This window comes from Colwellia sp. SU-HH00943 (assembly GCF_057546125.1).
In genome coordinates, this window is sequence record NZ_BAAJLW010000001.1 from 344,298 (window position 1) to 359,194 (window position 14,897).

Below are 14,897 nucleotides of genomic sequence, written 5' to 3' on the forward strand. Positions count from 1 at the left end.
GTTCTTTAACCATCAGAACCCATTACTGTTTTGAGATTAAATCATACGCCGCTTGAATATCTTGGGTTTTCTCTTTTGCCGCTTCCATCATGGCAGGCGGTAGCCCTTTAGCGATAAGTTTGTCAGGATGATGTTGTGACATCAGTTTACGATACGCCTTTTTAATTTCAGCTTTCGAGCTATCCTTGTTTACCCCGAGTATTTTATATGCATTATCAAGTTGGTTTCCATGATTAGCATTAGAGCCATTTGATTGTCGATAACCACCACCTGCTTGTTGCTGATGAAAAGCGGCGCCAGCAATAATCATTTCTAGTAGGTTATCAAGCTGACGTGCTGAATAACCTAAAAATTTTGCGATTGTGTGTAATACTTCTCGTTCTTGACTATCTAAATCGCCATCAGAAAAGGCAACTTGAATTTGAATTTCCAAAAACATTAAAAGCAAATCTTGACGATTTCCACAAATACGTTTGAATTTTCTCAGGCGCTCTTTTAACGGGAAGCCTGCCATTTTGCCTTCACGAAAGGCATCTTGTGCTTGTTGACGTAACTCACTATTTAAACCAAGCTTGTCCATGTAGGCACTAGCAAAAGCAATCTCATGATTAGTCACCTGTCCTTTAGCTTTGGCCACATGGCCCATAACAGAAAAAGTGGTGTAGAAAAATGCAGCTTGTCGTGAAACATCATCTTCTTCGCCCTGCGTTAATCCATCAAAATCAAAGCCTCGACCACGATCAAACATATGTCCTAGCCAAGCACCTAACAAAGCACCAAATAAATTTTTACTCAGCATAAAGCCGAACAAAAATCCTAAAACTTTTCCCCAAATGCGCATACTTATGTTTTTACCTTACAATTAATAGCGAGCTCGTTATAATTGCTATATCATATACGCTTCATCATGCATATTTAAGATAACATTTAAAAATTAATGCTTTTTTCCCGACAATTTTTTTCTTTTCCCAGCTTTATAACTTTTTCAACTAGTTTGTTATGTCATGCTGTTTTTGCCGAGCAAACCCAAAAAGATGATAATCCGCTTGCTTTTCAGTGTCCTTTACCAACGTATGTGCCTATTGTAAAAAATGCGCCTAAAATCACTGATGATAGCATTCATATAATTTCGAAATACTCCAGCATAGAAAAAGATCAAATCGCTAAGTTTCATGGCGAAGTAACTTTAGTTGATAAAAACCAAACTGTACTTGCCAATAACTTGTCATTTGACCGCTTAAAAATGACCTTTGATGCACAAGGCGATATTCATTATCAAAATAAAGCCATAGATGTTTACGCCAGTGAATTAAGTGCAAGTAAAGCAGATAGAAGTACTACTATGCTAGATAGTGCTTACCAACTGTATGGTAACCCTGGCCGAGGTAGCGCTGAAGAGCTCACTTTAAGCTCAGAAGAAGGGCTTAGCTTACTTGCTTCTACGTTCACCACTTGTCCAGGAGAAGAACCTGACTGGCAAATAAAAGCCTCTGAAATAACCATTTCAGCAGACGGTAGTGAAGGTGAAGCCTATCATGCCCAAGTGAGATTATTTGATGTGCCTGTCTTTTATCTCCCTTATTTTACTTTTCCTGTATCCAAACAGCGTAAGACAGGTTTTTTATACCCTAAAATCAGTAGCTCAACTAACTCTGGTGCTGAGCTTGAAGTACCTTTTTATTGGAATATTGCTCCAGAATTGGACGCAACTATCACACCCCACTACATGTCTAAACGTGGTACCCAATTAAAAACGGAATTTAGGTACTTAGCGGATCAGCAAAATGGCAGCGTGCACCTTGAATATTTGCATAAAGATAGAGAAATAAAGTCCAACGATGACGCCCGTTACCTAGCAAGAATTCAACATGTAGGTACATTTTCTGATAACTTCAGGGCTTATGTTGATTACACCACTATGAGTGATGATAACTATTTAGTTGATATTGGCTCAAAGCAGTATAACTCTAATGATGCCTATTTATATCAAATGGCTGAATTAGCCTACTTTGGTGAAAATTGGCAAACCGTGATGAAACTGCAAGATTTTGAAGTATTAGGTAATCATGAAGCAAGTTATAAAACACTACCTCATATAGAAGCATCAACCCAACAACCACTTGATGCATTAGTGCACTCTAGCTTACCAGGTCAATTTGAACTCTACTCAGAAATAACCAGCTTTCAACCTGAGTTAAATGATCAAGTGAATGCAAACCGCTATCATGTAGAAGCAGGTTTAACCTTCCCTATGACCGCGCCGGCTTGGTTTTTTAATTCTGAATTCAAATTAATGCATACCTATTATCAGCAAAGTAACATTCAACTTGGCAGTGAACTAGAAGAAAGCGTCAACCGTACATTACCAAAAGCGCGTTTTCATGGCGGTATTAATTTTGACCGTGATACGACATTATTCGGTGCTAAATACAGACATACCTTAGAACCACAGATACAATATCTTTATATTCCAGAAAAAGATCAAACCAACATTGGCTTATACGATACCACCAATTTACAAGATGACTACAACGGCTTATTTAGAGATAAAATTTACAGTGGTTTAGATAGAATAGCAGGCGCCAACCAATATACTTGGGGTCTTACTAGTCGATTATTAGATGAGTCAAACCTCGAAATAGTACGTATTAGCTTAGGTAGAATTCAATACCTAGATGATAACAACACTTATGATGAGTTTATTGATTCCGATTTTACCACTGAAGACAATGGGCAGAAATCTTCACTCGCCGCTGATTTATTTTACCGTTTAAATCACCAATGGCAAATTAGTGGTGACATTCAATATAACACTATTGACAATTTCACCAATAAAGGACAAGTTGCACTAAATTATCAAATTGATAAATATAACTCAGTTCAATTGAACCATCGTTATACTCGTAATGTCTCAGGTAATAGCTTAGAACAAGCTTCATTATTAGCGAACTTCGCTATTAATAAAGATTGGGCTTTTGTTGGTCGTGTTACGGAAGATTTAAAAAATAGTCGCAATTTAGAAAGCTACGCGGGTTTTCAATATGAAAGCTGTTGTTGGGCTTTACGTATTGCCTATCATAGACATATCAACTCAAATTTAAGCGATGATGGCATGTTCAATGAGAACCGCGATGAATTTAATAGTGGTTTTGTGCTACAGTTCATCATCAAAGGGCTCGATGGCAAGCAAGACGCTATTGGCACACAAGAAATGTTTAACTCAAGTATATTTGGCTATAAACGCCCATATTACTTACAGAATTAACACATAATATTAGTATTAGAAGATAAGTATTAAATGAAAAATATAGCCAAAACAATTACATTAGCCAGTACATTACTCATTAATTCATTAATGTCAGCTACTGCCGAAGAAAAGCAACTCGATAGAGTATCCGCTATTGTTAATAGCTCCGTTGTACTTGAATCTGAGGTGAAAGACTTATTAGCCACTATAAAATTACAAGCACAAAGAAATGATCAAGCTTTACCATCAGACAAAGCATTACGCACGCAAGTAATGGATAAGCTCATCAATGACAGCCTTGTGCTGCAAATTGGCGAACGTATGGGTATACAGGTCAGTGATGCCCAATTAGATCAAACCATCGCAAATATGGCACAAGAAAACAAAATGACTTTGTCACAGTTTCGTCAAGCAATTGTCAATGATGGTACCGATTATGAGAAATACCGTGAAAATGTTCGCACTGAATTAATTTCTGGAGAAGTAAGCCGTAACTCAGTTAGAAATAGAATTTATATTTCTCCACAAGAAGTTGCCAACTTACTCGATTTAATGAAAGCTCAAACTAACAATGATGTTGAGTATCACCTTGGTCACATTTTAATTGAATTTCCTTCTGATGCGAGTCAAGAGGAAATGACTGCAGCCAAAGAACGTGCTGACAAAGTAATTGAGTTACTCAATTCAGGCTCTGACTTTACTAAAATTGCCATCGCATCATCTGGTGGTGCTAATGCGCTACAAGGGGGTGACTTAGGTTGGAAAAACATCAACGAAATGCCAACGTTATTCTCTGAATTAATTGATGGTAAAGAAAAAGACACCGTTGTAGGCCCTATTCGTACAGGTTTAGGCTTTAGTATTGTGAAAGTGCTTGATATTCGAGGCAGACAAATTGTTGAAGTTGAAGAAGTACACGCGAGCCATATCCTCATTAAACCTTCAATCATTTTAAGTGAAGCAAAAGCAGAAGAACAATTACAAGGCTATTTAGACAAAATCAATGCGGGTGAAGCTACTTTTGAGGAGTTGGCGAAAGAGCACTCTGAAGGCCCAACTTCTGTACGAGGTGGAGATTTAGGTTGGGCAGATCCAACAAGTTATGACCCTGCCTTTAAGGATGCACTGGCATCATTAGAAAAAGGTGAATACCATAAACCATTTCGCTCATCATTTGGCTGGCACATCGCTCAGTTACATGATAGACGCATGGTTGATGCCACATCACAAATCAACCAAAATCGTGCCTATCAAATATTATATAACCGTAAATTTGGTGTAGAAAGTGCTCGTTGGATCAAAGAAACAAGAGATGAAGCCTACATTGAAGTATTTGAACAGGATGGCAAGTAATGACCAAGCGTATAGCTATTACCCCGGGTGAGCCTGCAGGTATTGGCCCTGATCTCGTCATTGCTATTGCTCAACAGGATTGGCCCGTACAAGTAGTCGTTGTTGCTTCAAAAGCCTTGATTAAGCAAAGAGCAAAGCAGCTAAACATGCCTGTAACCTTAATTGACTTTGATGAAACTATTGAGGCAATACCACAGCAAGCTGGCAGCTTAACTATTTTAGATGTACCGCTTGGTAAGCTTTGCGTTGCCGGTGAGTTAGATACTAATAATGGTGCTTATGTTGTAGATACTCTGCAAGTAGCTAGCGAAAAAAACATGTCAGGCGAATTTGATGCCGTGGTAACAGGGCCTGTTCATAAAGGCTTAATCAATAAAGCCGGTGTGCCATTTAGCGGGCATACAGAATACTTCGCTCACCAAGCTAATTGCTCTGATGTTGTTATGATGCTTGCTACTGAAGGATTACGTGTTGCTTTAGTTACTACACATATCCCGCTTGCTTATGTATCTAAAGCGATCACTTATGAACGCTTACAAAAAGTAACTCGCATACTCCATCAAGATTTACAAACCAAATTTGGTATTGATTCACCTAAAATATATGCCTGTGGGATTAACCCTCATGCAGGTGAAGACGGCCATTTAGGTCGCGAAGAAATTGATACCATGATTCCGGCTTTCAATGAATTAAGAGAAGAAGGAATGGATATCATTGGGCCATTACCTGCCGATACAATTTTTCAAGAAAAATACCTAGCAGATGCTGATGCCATTTTAACTATGTATCACGATCAGGGTTTACCCGTTTTAAAATATAAAGGCTTTGGTGCTTCAGTCAATATTACCTTAGGGTTACCCTTTATCCGTACCTCTGTTGATCACGGTACAGCACTAGAGCTTGCCGGAACGGGCCAAGCCGACTCAGGTAGTATGATGGAAGCGATGAAAACCGCTATTGATCTTGCAAACAGTAGTAAACCACGAGGATAAGCTGTGGTATGTGTTTTTGCTGAAGACCTTGTTCTCTTAGCAATCACTATATGTAATCGAAAAACATACCCGTTAAATCAATTTTTAAATGAGATATTATGAATAGCAAAGTCCACTTAGGCCATCAGGCTAAAAAACGATTTGGCCAAAACTTTTTACATAATGATGCCATTATCAGTGACATAGTGGATGCTATTAACCCTGAGCCTGGTGAAAACTTAGTGGAAATAGGTCCTGGTCTTGGTGCATTAACTGAGCCTGTCGTAGAACGCGCAGGAAAACTTTCTGTGGTTGAATTAGATAGAGATTTAGCGCATAGACTACGTCATCACCCTTTTTTAGCTCCACATTTAACTATTCATGAAATTGACGCACTAAATTTTGATTTCTCTGAGTTAGCACAAGAAAAACCACTGCGTATTTTTGGTAATTTACCCTATAACATTTCAACGCCGCTCATTTTTCATTTGCTCACGTTTAAAGATAAAGTCCAAGATATGCACTTTATGTTACAGAAAGAAGTTGTTGAGCGTATGGCTGCAGGGCCAGATTGTAAGGCTTATGGAAGACTGTCGATCATGTCACAATACCAATGCCAAGTTATTCCGGTGATGGAGATTGGCCCAGAAGCGTTTAAACCTGCACCAAAAGTTGATTCTGCCATTGTGCGTTTAATTCCACATAAAGAAATTAAAAATCCCGTTAAAGATATCAATGCGCTAAATACTGTGTGTTTAACCGCATTTAATCAACGTCGTAAAACTATTCGTAACACCTTTAAAAAACTAATGAGTGTAGAACAACTTGAATCTTTGAACATTGATGCCACGCTTCGACCTGAAAATTTATCCATAGATGACTATATAAAACTTGCCAATTTTATTACCGACAACGTAGTCAGTTTAGAAGCAAACGATGATAAACAATTATCGAGAAAAGCCTTAAGAGCCGCACAGCAAAAATTGAAAGCCAAAGGTTAAGTGCATGGCAACGTATTTAGTCGGTGATATCCAGGGATGCTATCAGGAGCTAAAAGCACTACTATCTCAAGTAAATTTTAACCCAAAAAACGACAAGTTATATGTTGCTGGCGATCTAGTTGCCCGAGGACCAGACTCTCTTAGTACCTTAAGGTTTATCAAGTCATTAGGTAATTCAGCAAAGGTAGTTTTAGGTAATCACGATCTCCACTTACTTGCTGTGTATCACGGTCTTAAAAAAGCGAAAAAACAAGACAAGCTATCAGAACTACTGATTGCACCAGATCTTGATGAATTAATGCACTGGTTAATTCAACAACCATTAATTCAGCAAATCAATAATGAAGACGCCTATATGAGCCACGCGGGAATATCACCGCAGTGGAGTTTATCTGAAGCATTAACGCAAGCAAAAGATGCTCAAACAAAACTTACTTCACCTAAAGCTAAATACTGGCTACAGTCAATGTACGGTGAGCAGCCTAATAACTGGCAGCAAGCCAATAGCCCCGAAGAAAAGTTCAGATATACCATTAATGCATATACGCGTATGCGCTATTGTGATGAAAATAAGCACTTAGAATTCGAGCAAAAATTTTCACCTGACTCATTAACTTCATCTAAAGCGGAACTAAAACTATACCCATGGTATGAACTATCAAATGTTATTAACACTACTACTTGGGTATTTGGCCACTGGGCGGCATTAATGGGCAAGAGCTCACACCAAAATGTTTATGCCCTTGATACAGGTTGCGTTTGGGGTAATCATTTGACGCTGTTACGCTGGCATGACAAAAACATTTTTACTGAATCAGCACATTGAATGCTTTATTTGTACTCAATCTATAAATATTTATGGGTGAAAAACTTATTCATCTTGATATACTCAAGCAGTCTAAAACAAAATTAAACATATTGAGCCCATAGCCGATATGTTTAAGGTAGCTTTAAATGGATAAAAAGCTTAAGCAAAAAAAATAGATTTAAACTAAAATAATAGAATAACAACCTCCTCCCAACGGGTATTATTCAACGATAATTAATGCATATGCTTTTAAACTAACCGGTGGTATTTATGAATTTAACTGTAGCGATGAGAATAATTGGTGGTTTCACCATCATCTTAATTCTACTTGTTTTAACTAGTGTCATTTCTTGGGTTAACCTCAACACTATTAGCGACTCAACCCAACAACAAAACCAATTAGCTATTCCTACGTTAAAAGGAAGTAACCAGTTAAGCCTTGAATTAAACCAAATGGCCAGCTCTACTTTAAAGGGCTTTTATGATACCGAACTAGAAACGTTAGCAAAAAACCTACAATCTTTTCAAAGTATCAATGCAAAATTTAACCCTGAATTTAAGCAGCTCAAAACTCTAGTTCAAAATGAAAATGCGCTGATTACCAACCTCAATAAAGTGACTAAAATTTACACGACTTTTGAGCGAGATGCACAATCAGTATTTGACAATAGAAAGGTGTCAATTGAGCAAAATAATGCCCTAACAGAAAAAGTAAGCGGCCTAGAAGAAAAAGCGGATGATGCCGTGACCTTGTTACTTGATTTAGCTGATCACGACTTAGCTGATACTAAACTTCAACGTGCTATTAGTTTAAGTGAGCAATTAGAAAATCAATTTAACAGCATTGTTTCCTCTTCTTTTGAATACCGAGATTCTTTAGTTGAAAGTACTGCTGAACTCATCGAAAGTGAAATATCTTTCAGCCTTGAAGGCGCACAAGGCTCAGTCAATGATATTATCGCTGAGCTGACTATGAATAGACTTGATGATACCGCGCAAGATTTATCTAGTGCATTTGCCGACATCGAAGAGTTATTATCTTCAACTGGCGGTATTATTTATCACAAACGCTCACAGTTATCAGCTAATCAACAAGCTAAAAACATGTTAGCGTCAGTAGAAGAGAACACCGCTCAAGTTAACACCATTTTAAATAAACAGGTGGAATTAGCGAATCAAACCACCACAGAAGCTACTAAGTTAGTTAAAAGCTCTGTATCTAGTGGTAATACACAAACAGCGGTTATTATGGTTATTTCAATTATCATCGCTATTATTATCACGCGTTTTACTTTAATCAGCATTACTCGCCCGTTATCGCGTGTAAATGACATGCTTAATATTGTTTCTTCTGGCGATTTATCACATAAATTAGATGAAAGTGGTCAAGATGAATTTGCGCTACTTGCTAAAAACTGTAATGTATTAATTGATAGTTTACGTAACTTAATTGAAGGGATTGTTAACCGATCTTCACAACTAGCCGCAGCTGCAGAAGAAACATCCGCTGTAACTGCAGAAAGTACAACGGCTATAGAAGAGCAGCGTAACCAAGTTGAACAAGCAGCTTCTGCAACGACAGAAATGAGTAGTACTTCACAAAGCGTATTATCAAGTGCTAATGATGCACTTGGTGAAATTAAACACGCTGATGATGAAGCTGAGCGTGTAAAAGTTATTTCAGGCCGAAATAGAGATACCATTGAACAACTTGCTGGTGAGGTAGAATCCGCATCACAAGTTATCAATCAATTACAACAAGATAGCGCATCAATTGGCGGTATTTTAGATGTTATTCGTGGCATTGCTGAGCAAACCAATTTACTCGCCTTAAATGCAGCTATTGAAGCAGCACGTGCTGGTGAGCAAGGTCGTGGTTTTGCCGTAGTTGCTGATGAAGTAAGAACCTTAGCTAGCAGAACACAAGAGTCGACTTCAGAAATTCAAACCATGATTGAAGCCTTACAACTAGGAGCGGGTAAAGCCGTGACTGTGATGGATGCTGGTAAGCTCAAAGCCGCTGATTGTGTGACTCAATCAGAAGAAGCGGATAAAGCACTAGAAACGATAACTCATGCAGTACATGAAGCCTTCGACCGTAGCTCTCAAATTGCTAGTGCGGCAGAAGAGCAAAGTGTTGTTGCGCATGAAATCAGTGAAAACTTAGAATCAATTGTAGCCATTGCTGAGCAAACAACAGCAGGCTCACAACAAACCGCAGCTTCAAGCAGTGAAGTGGCTAAGCTTTCTGAAGAGCTACAACAATCGGTTCAAGAGTTTAAGCTTTAGGATACCCTTCATTATTTAATTCATAATAATATTGAAAATAATAAGCCGCTGTTATTAATATAACAGCGGTTTTTTTATGTTTGCTAACAACATCTTCATAGCCTCTAGCGTATTGTCATAGCTATCATCATTAGCCAAATATTCTCTCATAAAACAATAGATGAAATAATGTCACTACTAGTCACAATGTGAATTATAAAGTGTGTTCATGCTAGTTACTCGCAAGTAAAACTGGGGAATTTATTGAGCCAAAGCTTGACATAAACTAAGGCGGCTTTATAATTCCACGCGCTTAAAGTTCGTTTTATATTTTTGTACACCATTACGCTGTTAATATCTCTTCTGGAACTAACACGTCCTGTTTTATAAGTAATAGCAACACTTTTTAGCAAAATTCGCTTTTCGATTAATAAGCTATAAATCAAAAGCGCATCATTACTCATAAATTTAGGAAATAAATATGTCTACTACTACAGGTACAGTTAAATGGTTTAACGAAGCAAAAGGCTTCGGTTTCATCGAACAAGAAAATGGCCCTGACGTTTTCGCTCACTTCAACGCAATTGTTGGTGACGGTTTCAGAACATTAGCTGAAGGTCAAAAAGTTGAGTTCACAGTAACTGACGGTCAAAAAGGCCCACAAGCTGAGAACATTGTTGCACTTTAATTAGCAACAATTTAATAATCGCTTGCGATTATTAAACCAGATATAAAAAACCAGTTACATTGTAACTGGTTTTTTTGTCTCTTTGAAAAGCCTAATACTTACTTGCCAAGTTCCACGACCATGCCATTTGGTTTGTCAAATACCGGCTGTAATTTCTGCCAAAAATCATCATTAGTACCAATAAAGTTTTTCACGGCTTTACTCAACTTAAGCGGTTGTGGGACAGAGTCAATAGATAACGGCGCATGTACTTCAATCAATTGCCTTTGCCCTGATTCATAAGACATCTTAATAGGTTGATCAATAATTCTTACCTTAGTATTTAAAGGCACATTGTCATACATCCACTTAATGTCTTCATCAAACATTCGAATACAACCTGAGCTTGCTCTCATGCCGATACCTATACGTTTATTTGTGCCATGGATTAAATATTCGCTAGCCCCTAATCTTAACGCATACTTTCCAAACGGGTTATCAGGCCCAGGGGGGAACTCTACAGCCATTTCTTTACCATGTTCAGCAAAATAACGTTCACGCATGGCTTGAGTAGGACGCCAAACAGGATCTTTCCTTTTATCACTGATATAACTGGTGGCTATCGGTGTAGGTAATCCCTCTTTCCCTATACCGACAGGGAAAACATGGACAACATTTTCTCCCGGAGGGAAATAATATAAACGCAGCTCGGGTAAATTAACCACAATTCCCTCACGTTTTATAAAAGGTAAAAGCATTGCGCTTGGAATTGTTATTTCTTGACCTAACTCAGGCAAAAAAGGATCTACCTCAGGGTTAGCTGACATAAGGGCTAAAAAACCAACATTATACTGCTCGGCAATTTTTTGAAAATAATCTCCCTTAACAACTTTGTGCTTTTGCACTTCACCAATAAATCGACCATTATTGTCTGGAAGTTGATAAGGTATGGCTTGTATCTGCTTAATACACAGTCCGATTAGCAGTGCACTAGTGATGAAAATTTTTTTCAACATACGTCTATTCTATTTACTTAATGTATCTTGGTATAAAGCATAGCCGCGTGCAGCTTTACTTTGATTACCTGGCGTTAAACTAAATAGCTGTTTTAATTCTTCAGCTAGAGTAAACAAGGCATTTTTGTCGCCTTGCACTAATTCGATTTCTAACTCTTTGATAGGGATTAATTTCGAACTATTTTCTGTACTGATTGTGCCACCATCTAATGCGAGCTCAATAACACTGTCATCATAGTTTATAAGCCACGCTTGACGGATAAAGTTAGTATTAAAAATAATTTGAAGGCTTTGCTCTAAAATATTGAGGTGAAGTTTTTCTGGCCAGATATGCTCTGGAAACAAACTTAAATCTAGCTTATTATTTTCAAGCGCTACATTATATTCTGGACGTTGGTGCAAACCGTCCACCACAATGCCCGCTGTTTTGATGGTTTGCTCAAACTTGCCTTCCTGCGAGCGAATTCTCAAACCCATATCCATTTTTCTAAGCTCAAGTTCGGCATTATCAAAGTAATCATTGACCAACAACTTTTCTTTAAATTCAAAGCTAACTTGTTGACTTGAAAGCATTTCAGTAATTTTAGCTGCCACCATGTTGTTATCAACATCTGTCTCAGATAACAAATACTTAAGTTCTATTTCAACTGTCATTCACTCTACCAATATTTTTTAATGCTTATTAACACACTACCCAAAAGTAGTTCATGGACTCATCACTAAAGAAAACATAAATTTAGCTAGGTAAAAAGTCCTCTTTCTCATACTTAAAGTACTGAAAGTCTTTTTCGTAGATTCTTTCAATAACATCTTTAGATTCTTGACAATAATAGCTTTTCCAAGACTTACGAGCAGACTTATTTCTATGCTCAACTTTTAAAGGGGGTAACTTTAGCTCAGCCATTAAGCGCTCTAACTCTTCATTGTAATTCTCATAACGGCCAATAAAGTCCATATCAATATGCTCAACCCAACAATATTGAGGGTTACACATACTCATCCCTTGAGAGTTATACATGCCGATATCATCCATATTCCCTTCAACAGATTGCCAAAAAGCAAGAAAAGAAGGTTTGTCCTGCATTTTTTTAGTCAAATAAACATACAAGGATACGGCTCTATCGTATGGGTTACGGCAAAAACAAAACTTAAATGATTTCTTATCAAACTCGGCTGTTACATGTTGATTTTGTACTAGCTGGTGATAATCCATATGATCAAAGGTCACAAGACCACGCTGAGAAAAGCGCTTTTTAATTTGATCTAATACTTTAACTTTAATACAGCCATATGTTCTAAGCATATTATAAAGGCTGGTGCCGGCATTCTTGGGAATCCAAATAAATACAGCTTCAGGCCTATTCCGGCTACGAAGATAATGGATGAGTTTATCTAAACGGGTTGAGTGATAGAGGTACTTAATTTGCTTCTCAACAGATTTATTATTTTTTAATCTCATGTAATTACCACTTAATAATTTTAATGATGTCAATTTGTTAGGAAAGCAAAAGATATTCACACTCTTGACAACTTTGCTGGCCGTCATTTTAGTATAAAAGTACTATGCCTATCTATATTTAAATAGCGTAACCGATAAAAACTAGAAAGATAAATAATACAAAGGTTAAATCAGAACAATTAGGAAAGTAGTTAAACAAAGGTAAAGGGAATTTCATGCCGTCTTTGATAGACTATAAATCTAAACTTGCTATCAAAGCAGCAAACACATAATATCATCATTTCAATGATTTATTTTATCTAGTGGTTATTTCATGAATGCTCTAAATATCTTTTCCAAACAAGTACCATTACGGTTATTTCAGCAAAGCATCCTAGGTGTTTTTATCATGTTAACTGCCGTTTTTTCTGCTCAAGCACAAGAAAGTCAGCAAGGTTATATATCGGATGACCTGTTTATTTATATGCATGCTGGACCTGGCACTAATTATCGCATATTAGGTACAATTAACGCTGGCGCTGAAATAAAAATCACAGGTAAATCATCCAACGATTATAGTGAAATTATCGACGACGGTAATCGTATTACTTGGATAGAGTCAAAATATATAACCACTCAACCTGGACTACGTTTTGTGGTTGCTGAACTTAACTCACAATTAGCAAGCAGCAATGATTATAGAGCGCAACTTGATGGCGAAGTAAATGAACTAAAAAGTACTGTAGAGCTTCTCAACCAAGATAAAACCAAGTTGCAAGCCAATTTAAAAAAAGTACAGCAACAACTTACGCAAACTCAAACTAAAGTAAAAGACCAAGACACCAACATAAAAAAACAATGGTTTTTCAATGGTGCTATTGTGTTAGGTGTAGGTTTACTTTTAGGGCTTATCTTACCTAAATTCTTCGCTCGTCGTCGTAGTTCAATGGATAACTGGGGTTAACAGCTTCTTTTAGGCTAATATCAATTTCTCATGAAAATACTTGTCATACCAAATCGTGGCCGTTCATATAATGCAGTTCGTCCTGAAGCTCAATGCTATATTGAATTAGCTAAGTTAGGACATGAAGTAACTGTTATGTCGAGTGCCACTAATGCTTACGTTGATGAGTATAAAAACTCTGCTGTTAACTTTATTGAACTGAAAACCCTTAAAAAGCATAGCTTGTCTGTCATCCAACAAATTCATCAATATATCAAAGCACATGATATTGATATTGTTTATGCCACTGAATCTAAAGGCATTCCCAATGCAGCTTTTGGTTGCATTGGTACCAAAGCAAAACTGATTGCTTATCGTGGTACCTCCGGCGGTATGTATAGAACTGACCCTACTAATTACTTATGCATGCTTCACCCAAGAATTGATGGTGTTATTTGTGTTTCAACACCTTGTACCGATAATGTCAAAAGTAAAGTAAGAAGCTCCATCAAAAATAATGTTAAAACTATTTATAAAGGCCATGATTTAGCTTGGTATAAAGAACCAAAGGCTGATTTAAGCTCCCTTGGTAGTGATAGCAAGTATTTCAATATTCTTTGTATTGGCAGCCCAAGGCCTCACAAAGGCACCAGTGTACTGCTTGAAGCAGCCAAGCAATTAACGGATATAGAAGAATTAAGAATTATACTGGTTGGCGACAACCTCAATCGCGAACCTTTTATCACTCAAATCAATGAGTCTGGAATGAAAGAGCGTATCATTCAGCCAGGTTTTAGAAGTGATGTTCCTGCGATTGCTAAAGCTTGCGATTTATTAATTCTGCCCTCATTAAGTAAAGAAGGCTTATCTCGAGTAGTACTTGAATCACTCTCAAATGGGACCCCAGTTGTTTCATCAGAAAATGATGGTGTATTAGAAACTATTGAAGATGGTGTTAATGGTTATTTAGTGCCTATAGGCGATACGACAGCACTCGCTGATAAAATTAGGATGCTATATAAAGATAAAGATAAACTTGCTTTAATCACAAGTAACGCAAAAGATGTCATCAAAACTAAAATGTCGCATCGTCAAACTGTGTTGCAAATGGAACAATATTTTACCGATATATTAACGCAATCCTAAAGTTAATTTTGACCTGTATCTAGTAATTACAGGTGTAGC

Annotated in this window: 13 protein-coding genes; 9 read left to right on the forward strand and 4 right to left on the reverse strand. The window is 37.3% G+C overall.

Annotated elements, in window-relative coordinates; translation table 11 throughout:
- Positions 1-22 precede the first annotated feature (22 nt).
- Positions 23-841 carry a co-chaperone DjlA gene (gene djlA / locus AC27GZ_RS01430; protein WP_487093095.1) on the reverse strand — a complete coding sequence of 273 codons (819 nt, stop codon included), beginning with the start codon at positions 839-841 and terminating at the stop codon, positions 23-25.
- A 96-nt stretch (positions 842-937) separates the two neighbouring features.
- On the opposite strand from djlA, the gene AC27GZ_RS01435 reads away from it, so the two are divergent.
- The 7 genes from AC27GZ_RS01435 to AC27GZ_RS01465 all read left to right on the forward strand — a co-directional run bounded on the left by AC27GZ_RS01435 (position 938) and on the right by AC27GZ_RS01465 (position 10,336).
- Positions 938-3,265: an LPS-assembly protein LptD gene (locus AC27GZ_RS01435; protein ID WP_487093096.1), complete on the forward strand. Its 2,328-nt coding sequence runs from the start codon at positions 938-940 to the stop codon at positions 3,263-3,265.
- Between the two features lie 33 nt (positions 3,266-3,298).
- Positions 3,299-4,600, forward strand: a complete 1,302-nt coding sequence (gene surA, locus AC27GZ_RS01440; RefSeq protein ID WP_487093097.1) for a peptidylprolyl isomerase SurA — start codon at positions 3,299-3,301, stop codon at positions 4,598-4,600.
- Entirely contained in the window at positions 4,600-5,592 is a 993-nt protein-coding gene (pdxA, locus tag AC27GZ_RS01445; protein ID WP_487093098.1) for a 4-hydroxythreonine-4-phosphate dehydrogenase PdxA, read from the forward strand. The genes surA and pdxA overlap by 1 nt, the downstream gene beginning before the upstream one ends.
- 98 nt (positions 5,593-5,690) lie before the next feature.
- Complete coding sequence (gene rsmA, locus AC27GZ_RS01450; RefSeq protein WP_487093099.1) at positions 5,691-6,572, forward strand: 16S rRNA (adenine(1518)-N(6)/adenine(1519)-N(6))-dimethyltransferase RsmA; 882 nt, start codon at positions 5,691-5,693, stop codon at positions 6,570-6,572.
- Positions 6,573-6,576: 4 nt separating this feature from the next.
- Positions 6,577-7,398 (forward strand): symmetrical bis(5'-nucleosyl)-tetraphosphatase, encoded by an 822-nt coding sequence (locus AC27GZ_RS01455; RefSeq protein ID WP_487093100.1) that lies wholly within the window; start codon positions 6,577-6,579, stop codon positions 7,396-7,398.
- 252 nt (positions 7,399-7,650) lie between these two features.
- Positions 7,651-9,669, forward strand: coding sequence for a HAMP domain-containing methyl-accepting chemotaxis protein (locus AC27GZ_RS01460; RefSeq protein ID WP_487093101.1), 2,019 nt, complete (start codon positions 7,651-7,653; stop codon positions 9,667-9,669).
- A 460-nt stretch (positions 9,670-10,129) separates the two neighbouring features.
- On the forward strand, positions 10,130-10,336 hold the full coding sequence (locus AC27GZ_RS01465) for a cold-shock protein (protein ID WP_487051968.1): 207 nt from the start codon (positions 10,130-10,132) through the stop codon (positions 10,334-10,336).
- A 98-nt stretch (positions 10,337-10,434) separates the two neighbouring features.
- Here AC27GZ_RS01465 and AC27GZ_RS01470 read toward each other — a convergent pair whose 3' ends face one another.
- From AC27GZ_RS01470 to AC27GZ_RS01480, 3 genes are all read right to left on the reverse strand, one after another.
- The gene (locus AC27GZ_RS01470; RefSeq protein ID WP_487093102.1) at positions 10,435-11,331 is read right to left on the reverse strand and encodes a L,D-transpeptidase family protein; all 897 of its coding nucleotides are present in this window, start codon (positions 11,329-11,331) and stop codon (positions 10,435-10,437) included.
- A gap of 9 nt (positions 11,332-11,340) precedes the next feature.
- Positions 11,341-11,985, reverse strand: coding sequence for a CYTH domain-containing protein (locus tag AC27GZ_RS01475; protein ID WP_487093103.1), 645 nt, complete (start codon positions 11,983-11,985; stop codon positions 11,341-11,343).
- Between the two features lie 82 nt (positions 11,986-12,067).
- Positions 12,068-12,790 (reverse strand): sulfotransferase family 2 domain-containing protein, encoded by a 723-nt coding sequence (locus tag AC27GZ_RS01480; RefSeq protein WP_487093104.1) that lies wholly within the window; start codon positions 12,788-12,790, stop codon positions 12,068-12,070.
- Between the two features lie 313 nt (positions 12,791-13,103).
- Here AC27GZ_RS01480 and AC27GZ_RS01485 point away from each other — a divergent pair, with 313 nt between their 5' ends.
- Together AC27GZ_RS01485 and AC27GZ_RS01490 are read left to right on the forward strand one after the other, a co-directional pair.
- Complete coding sequence (locus AC27GZ_RS01485; protein ID WP_487093105.1) at positions 13,104-13,733, forward strand: TIGR04211 family SH3 domain-containing protein; 630 nt, start codon at positions 13,104-13,106, stop codon at positions 13,731-13,733.
- Between the two features lie 30 nt (positions 13,734-13,763).
- Positions 13,764-14,858 (forward strand): glycosyltransferase, encoded by a 1,095-nt coding sequence (locus AC27GZ_RS01490; RefSeq protein ID WP_487093106.1) that lies wholly within the window; start codon positions 13,764-13,766, stop codon positions 14,856-14,858.
- The last annotated feature ends 39 nt before the right edge of the window (positions 14,859-14,897 follow it).

Coding starts and splice junctions, on each gene's coding strand:
- djlA (WP_487093095.1), bottom strand. CDS start 841: ATGCGCATTTGGGGAAAAGTTTTAGGATTTTTGTTCGGCTTTATGCTG.
- AC27GZ_RS01435 (WP_487093096.1), top strand. CDS start 938: ATGCTTTTTTCCCGACAATTTTTTTCTTTTCCCAGCTTTATAACTTTT.
- surA (WP_487093097.1), top strand. CDS start 3,299: ATGAAAAATATAGCCAAAACAATTACATTAGCCAGTACATTACTCATT.
- pdxA (WP_487093098.1), top strand. CDS start 4,600: ATGACCAAGCGTATAGCTATTACCCCGGGTGAGCCTGCAGGTATTGGC.
- rsmA (WP_487093099.1), top strand. CDS start 5,691: ATGAATAGCAAAGTCCACTTAGGCCATCAGGCTAAAAAACGATTTGGC.
- AC27GZ_RS01455 (WP_487093100.1), top strand. CDS start 6,577: ATGGCAACGTATTTAGTCGGTGATATCCAGGGATGCTATCAGGAGCTA.
- AC27GZ_RS01460 (WP_487093101.1), top strand. CDS start 7,651: ATGAATTTAACTGTAGCGATGAGAATAATTGGTGGTTTCACCATCATC.
- AC27GZ_RS01465 (WP_487051968.1), top strand. CDS start 10,130: ATGTCTACTACTACAGGTACAGTTAAATGGTTTAACGAAGCAAAAGGC.
- AC27GZ_RS01470 (WP_487093102.1), bottom strand. CDS start 11,331: ATGTTGAAAAAAATTTTCATCACTAGTGCACTGCTAATCGGACTGTGT.
- AC27GZ_RS01475 (WP_487093103.1), bottom strand. CDS start 11,985: ATGACAGTTGAAATAGAACTTAAGTATTTGTTATCTGAGACAGATGTT.
- AC27GZ_RS01480 (WP_487093104.1), bottom strand. CDS start 12,790: ATGAGATTAAAAAATAATAAATCTGTTGAGAAGCAAATTAAGTACCTC.
- AC27GZ_RS01485 (WP_487093105.1), top strand. CDS start 13,104: ATGAATGCTCTAAATATCTTTTCCAAACAAGTACCATTACGGTTATTT.
- AC27GZ_RS01490 (WP_487093106.1), top strand. CDS start 13,764: ATGAAAATACTTGTCATACCAAATCGTGGCCGTTCATATAATGCAGTT.